The organism is Mycobacterium sp. (assembly GCF_035499775.1).
Taxonomy (GTDB): domain Bacteria; phylum Actinomycetota; class Actinomycetes; order Mycobacteriales; family Mycobacteriaceae; genus Mycobacterium.
On record NZ_DATJYB010000213.1, the window covers coordinates 1 to 4,931 of the forward strand.

Here is a 4,931-nt window from a genome sequence, read left to right on the forward strand (position 1 = left end):
TACCTGGGACTGTCCACTGTCGAGGCGGCCCGCCAGGAGCTGTCCGGGCTGGGCACCTGGGACGGCGAGCACGCCGCGAGCCCCCAGGTCGCCGCCCCGCAGGCGCCCCAACCCGGGGCCGGCGAGGCGGTGCTGACCGGCTGGCGCCAGCTGCTCGACGCGGGCCGTCTGCAGGACGGCGAGCCGTATCTGGCCGGCACCGCGCGCCCGCCCGTGGTGCGTTTGTCGTCCGACACGGCGGCTGAGATCGGCGCCGCCGACGGCGACGAGGTGACGGTCAGCACCGCGCGCGGCTCGATCACCCTGCCGCTGACCATCACCGACATGCCCGACCGGGTGGTGTGGCTGCCGCTGAACTCTCCGGGTTCGGCGGTGCACCGGCAACTGGGCGTAACAATCGGAAGCGTTGTGCGAATCGGAGTGAGTTCATGAACAATATCTTCGGACGCGACGTCTGGTGGCTGGTGCTCGGCAAATCGCTGGCGATATTCGTGTTCCTCATGCTCACGGTGCTGGTGGCGATCCTGGCCGAGCGCAAGCTGCTGGGCCGGATGCAGCTGCGGCCCGGTCCCAACCGGGTCGGCCCGAACGGTTACCTGCAGAGCCTGGCCGACGGCATCAAGCTGGCACTGAAGGAGAGCATCACCCCCTTCGGCATCGACAAGTTCGTATACTTTGCGGCGCCGGTCATTTCGGTGATTCCCGCGTTCACGGCGTTCGCGTTCATCCCGTTCGGTCCCGAGGTGTCGATATTCGGCCACCGCACCCCGCTGCAGCTGACCGATCTCCCGGTCGCGGTGCTGTTCATCCTGGGGCTGTCGGCGATCGGGGTGTACGGCATCGTGCTGGGCGGCTGGGCATCGGGCTCCACCTATCCGCTGCTGGGCGGGGTGCGATCCACCGCCCAGGTCATCTCGTACGAAGTGGCGATGGGGCTGTCGTTCGCGGCGGTGTTCCTGTACGCCAGCAGCATGTCGACGTCCGAGATCGTCAGCGCGCAGGACGGCGGCTGGTATGTGTTTCTGTTGCTGCCGTCGTTCCTGGTCTACCTGATCTCGATGGTCGGTGAAACCAACCGGGCCCCATTCGATCTGCCCGAAGCCGAGGGCGAGCTGGTCGCGGGTTTCCACACCGAATACTCGTCGCTCAAGTTCGCGATGTTCATGCTCGCCGAATACGTCAACATGACCACGGTTTCGGCGCTGGCCGCGACCATGTTCCTGGGCGGCTGGCATGCTCCCTGGCCGCTGAACATGTGGGCCGGAGCCAATACCGGCTGGTGGCCGGTGCTCTGGTTCACCGCCAAGGTGTGGACGTTCTTGTTCATCTACTTCTGGCTGCGGGCCACCCTCCCCCGGTTCCGCTACGACCAGTTCATGGCGCTGGGCTGGAAGCTGCTGATCCCCTTCTCGCTGGTGTGGATCATGGTCGCGGCCGTCATCCGCACGCTGAAGAACGAGGGTTTCCAGCAGTGGACCCTGGTGCTGGTCATCGCCAGCTTCGTGATGGGCGTACTGCTGTTGGCGTTGCTGCGCAAGCCGTTCAGCGCGCCCAGTGCCCGTGCCCTGGCGCGACAGCGCCGCAAGCTGAACGCGGACAGCGCGGAAAGTGTCAGCGCCGCACCGGCATTCCCGACACCGCCGCTGCCAGGTCAAGTTGCGGGGCAGAAAGTCGATCTGAGCAAGGAGAACGCACGTGCCTAAGTTCCTTGACCCGCTGGCCGGCTTCGGCGTGACCTTCGGGTCGATGTTCAAGAAGACGGTCACCGAGGAGTATCCGGAGAAACCGGGCCCGGTCGCGCCGCGCTACCACGGCCGTCACCAACTCAACCGGTACCCCGACGGCCTGGAGAAATGCATCGGCTGCGAGTTGTGCGCCTGGGCGTGTCCGGCCGACGCGATCTACGTCGAGGGCGCCGACAACACCGACGAACAGAGGTTCTCGCCGGGCGAACGCTACGGGCGGGTGTATCAGATCAACTATCTGCGCTGCATCGGCTGCGGTCTGTGCATCGAGGCCTGCCCGACCCGGGCCCTGACGATGACCAACGACTACGAGATGGCCGACGACAACCGCGCCGACCTGATCTACGAGAAAGACCGGCTGCTGGCCCCGCTGCTGCCCGAGATGTCCGCGCCGCCGCATCCCCGGGCCACGGGCGCCACGGACAAGGACTACTACCAGGGCAACGTGACCGCAAAGGGCTTGCGCGAGAAGCAAAGCGCAGCACCCGAAGACGGAGACGCCCCGTGATCGCCAGCTTGGCCGCGAACCTGGCGACCGACACCATCACCCGCACCTCCACCGGTGAGGCCGTGACGTTCTGGGTGCTCGGTGTGGTGGCGCTGATCGGCGCGGTCGGAGTGGTGCTGTCGGTCAACGCCGTCTACTCGGCAATGTTCTTGGCGATGACGATGATCGTGCTGGCGGTGTTCTACATGGTCCAGGACGCGCTGTTCCTGGGCGTCGTTCAAGTCGTCGTCTACACCGGTGCCGTGATGATGCTGTTCTTGTTCGTGCTGATGCTGATCGGCGTGGACTCCGCGGAATCACTGAAGGAGACGCTGCGCGGACAGCGGGTCGCCGGCGTGGCGACCGGAGTCGGGTTCGGCGTGCTGCTGATCGCGGCCATGGGGAACGTGGCGACCGGGGGCTTCACCGGACTGTCCGCCGCGAATTCCGACGGCAACGTCGAAGGCCTGGCGGCACTGATCTTTTCCCGGTACCTGTGGGCATTCGAGTTGACCAGCGCGCTGCTGATCACCGCGGCCGTCGGCGCGATGGTGCTGGCCCACCGGGAACGTTTCGAGCGCCGCAAGACCCAGCGGGAGCTCTCCCAGGAGCGCTTCCGTCCCGGCGGGCACCCGACGCCACTGCCCAATCCCGGTGTCTACGCACGCCAGAACGCGGTCGACGTGGCCGCGCTGCTTCCCGACGGCTCCTACTCCGAGTTGTCGGTCTCCAAGATTCTGCGGACCCGCGGGGCCGACGGAAAAGAAATCACCACTGCCGAAGCCGGCCAGGGCGGTACGTCATGAATCCGGCCAACTACCTTTACCTTTCGGCCCTGCTGTTCACCATCGGCGCCGCCGGTGTGCTGTTGCGGCGCAACGCCATCGTGATGTTCATGTGCGTCGAGCTGATGCTCAATGCCGTCAACCTGGCGTTCGTCACCTTCGCCCGGCTGCACGGGCGCCTGGACGGCCAGATGATCGCGTTCTTCACGATGGTGGTGGCAGCCTGCGAGGTCGTCGTCGGCCTGGCCATCATCATGACGATTTTCCGTGCCCGTAAGTCGGCGTCCGTCGACGACGCGAATCTACTCAAAGGCTGAAGAACGCCAACATGACTCACTACACCTGGCTGCTGGTGGCGCTACCGCTGGCGGGTGCCGCTATCTTGCTGTTCGGTGGTAGACGCACCGACGCGTGGGGCCATTGGCTGGGCTGCCTCGCCGCCGTCTCGGCATTCGGGGTCGGCGCGACGTTGCTCGCCGACGTTCTCGGCCGGGACGGAGCCGACCGCGTCATCCACCAGAGGGTGTTCACCTGGATACCGGTCGGCCAGCTGCAGGTCGACTTCGGGCTGCAGATCGACCAGCTGTCAATGTGTTTCGTGCTGCTGATCACCGGGGTCGGGTCGCTGATCCACATCTATTCGGTCGCCTACATGGCCGATGACCCGGACCGCCGCCGGTTTTTCGGCTACCTCAACCTGTTCCTGGCCTCGATGCTGCTGCTGGTGGTCGCCGACAACTACGCGCTGCTCTACGTCGGCTGGGAAGGCGTCGGCCTGGCGTCCTACCTGCTGATCGGTTTCTGGTACCACAAGCCGTCGGCGGCCACCGCGGCCAAGAAGGCGTTCGTGATGAACCGGGTCGGCGACGCCGGCCTCGCCCTGGGCATGTTCCTGATGTTCAGCACCTTCGGCACCCTCTCCTATACCGAGGTGTTCGCCGCCGCACCCGGCGCGAGTCGCGGCGCGCTGACCGCGATGGGGTTGCTGTTGCTGCTGGGCGCGTGCGCCAAGTCCGCCCAGGTTCCACTGCAGGCCTGGTTGGGTGACGCGATGGAGGGCCCCACCCCGGTGTCCGCGCTGATCCACGCCGCCACCATGGTGACCGCCGGCGTGTACCTGATCGTGCGGTCCAACCCGCTCTACAATTTGGCGCCCGACGCGCAGCTGGCGGTGGTCCTCGTCGGCGTCGTCACGCTGCTGCTCGGGGCGTTCATCGGCTGTGCCAAGGACGACATCAAGCGTGCGCTGGCCGCCTCGACGATGAGCCAGATCGGCTACATGGTGCTGGCCGCCGGCCTGGGCCCGGTTGGCTACCCCTTCGCGATCATGCACCTGCTCACCCACGGCTTCTTCAAGGCGGGCTTGTTCCTCGGCTCCGGCGCAGTCATCCACGCGATGCACGAAGAGCAGAACATGCGCCGCTACGGTGGCCTGTGGCGAGCGCTGCCAATCACTTTCGTCACGTTCGGGCTGGGGTATCTGGCGATCATCGGTGTGCCGCCGTTCGCCGGCTTCTTCTCCAAGGACGCCATCATCGAGGCCGCGCTGAGCAGCGGCGACACCCGGGGCTACCTGCTGGGCGGGGCCGCGCTGCTGGGCGCGGGCATCACCGCGTTCTACATGACGCGGGTGATGCTGATGACGTTCTTCGGCGAAAAGCGCTGGGCCCCAGGCTTACACCCGCACGAGGCGCCGAGCCTGATGACTTGGCCGATGATCCTGCTGGCTGTCGGGTCGGTGCTCTCCGGTTGGCTGTTCAACTGGGGCGACGCCCTGCAGCACTGGCTCGAGCCGGTCGTCGGAGTTCACGAGGAGAGCGCCCAGGCGCTGCCGTGGTGGGTCAGCACCGGCCTGGCGCTGGCCGTCGTCGCGGTCGGAATCGCCGTCGCCTACCGGATGTACGGCGGCAGAGC

6 protein-coding genes are annotated in these 4,931 nt (G+C 66.4%); all 6 read left to right on the forward strand.

Annotation, left to right across the window (positions count from 1 at the left end; genetic code table 11):
- Positions 1 to 432 (forward strand): molybdopterin dinucleotide binding domain-containing protein (locus VML93_RS13970; RefSeq protein WP_325611434.1); only part of this gene is annotated, 432 nt, incomplete at its 5' end.
- A complete protein-coding gene (gene nuoH, locus VML93_RS13975; RefSeq protein ID WP_325611436.1) occupies positions 429 to 1,703 on the forward strand; it encodes an NADH-quinone oxidoreductase subunit NuoH in 1,275 nt (424 codons plus the stop codon). The genes VML93_RS13970 and nuoH, both read left to right, overlap by 4 nt.
- Complete coding sequence (gene nuoI, locus VML93_RS13980; protein WP_325611438.1) at positions 1,696 to 2,253, forward strand: NADH-quinone oxidoreductase subunit NuoI; 558 nt, start codon at positions 1,696 to 1,698, stop codon at positions 2,251 to 2,253. Before nuoH ends, nuoI begins: the two co-directional genes overlap by 8 nt.
- 8 nt (positions 2,254 to 2,261) lie before the next feature.
- On the forward strand, positions 2,262 to 3,038 hold the full coding sequence (locus VML93_RS13985; RefSeq protein ID WP_325611443.1) for an NADH-quinone oxidoreductase subunit J: 777 nt from the start codon (positions 2,262 to 2,264) through the stop codon (positions 3,036 to 3,038).
- Positions 3,035 to 3,334, forward strand: coding sequence for an NADH-quinone oxidoreductase subunit NuoK (gene nuoK / locus VML93_RS13990; RefSeq protein WP_325611439.1), 300 nt, complete (start codon positions 3,035 to 3,037; stop codon positions 3,332 to 3,334). The genes VML93_RS13985 and nuoK overlap by 4 nt, the downstream gene beginning before the upstream one ends.
- Positions 3,335 to 3,345: 11 nt before the next feature.
- Positions 3,346 to 4,931: NADH-quinone oxidoreductase subunit L (gene nuoL / locus VML93_RS13995; RefSeq protein WP_325611441.1), on the forward strand; the 1,586-nt coding region annotated here is incomplete at its 3' end.

Bases quoted from the DNA above. Each gene is read 5' to 3' on its own strand.
- nuoH (WP_325611436.1), top strand. From the start codon at position 429: ATGAACAATATCTTCGGACGCGACGTCTGGTGGCTGGTGCTCGGCAAA.
- nuoK (WP_325611439.1), top strand. From the start codon at position 3,035: ATGAATCCGGCCAACTACCTTTACCTTTCGGCCCTGCTGTTCACCATC.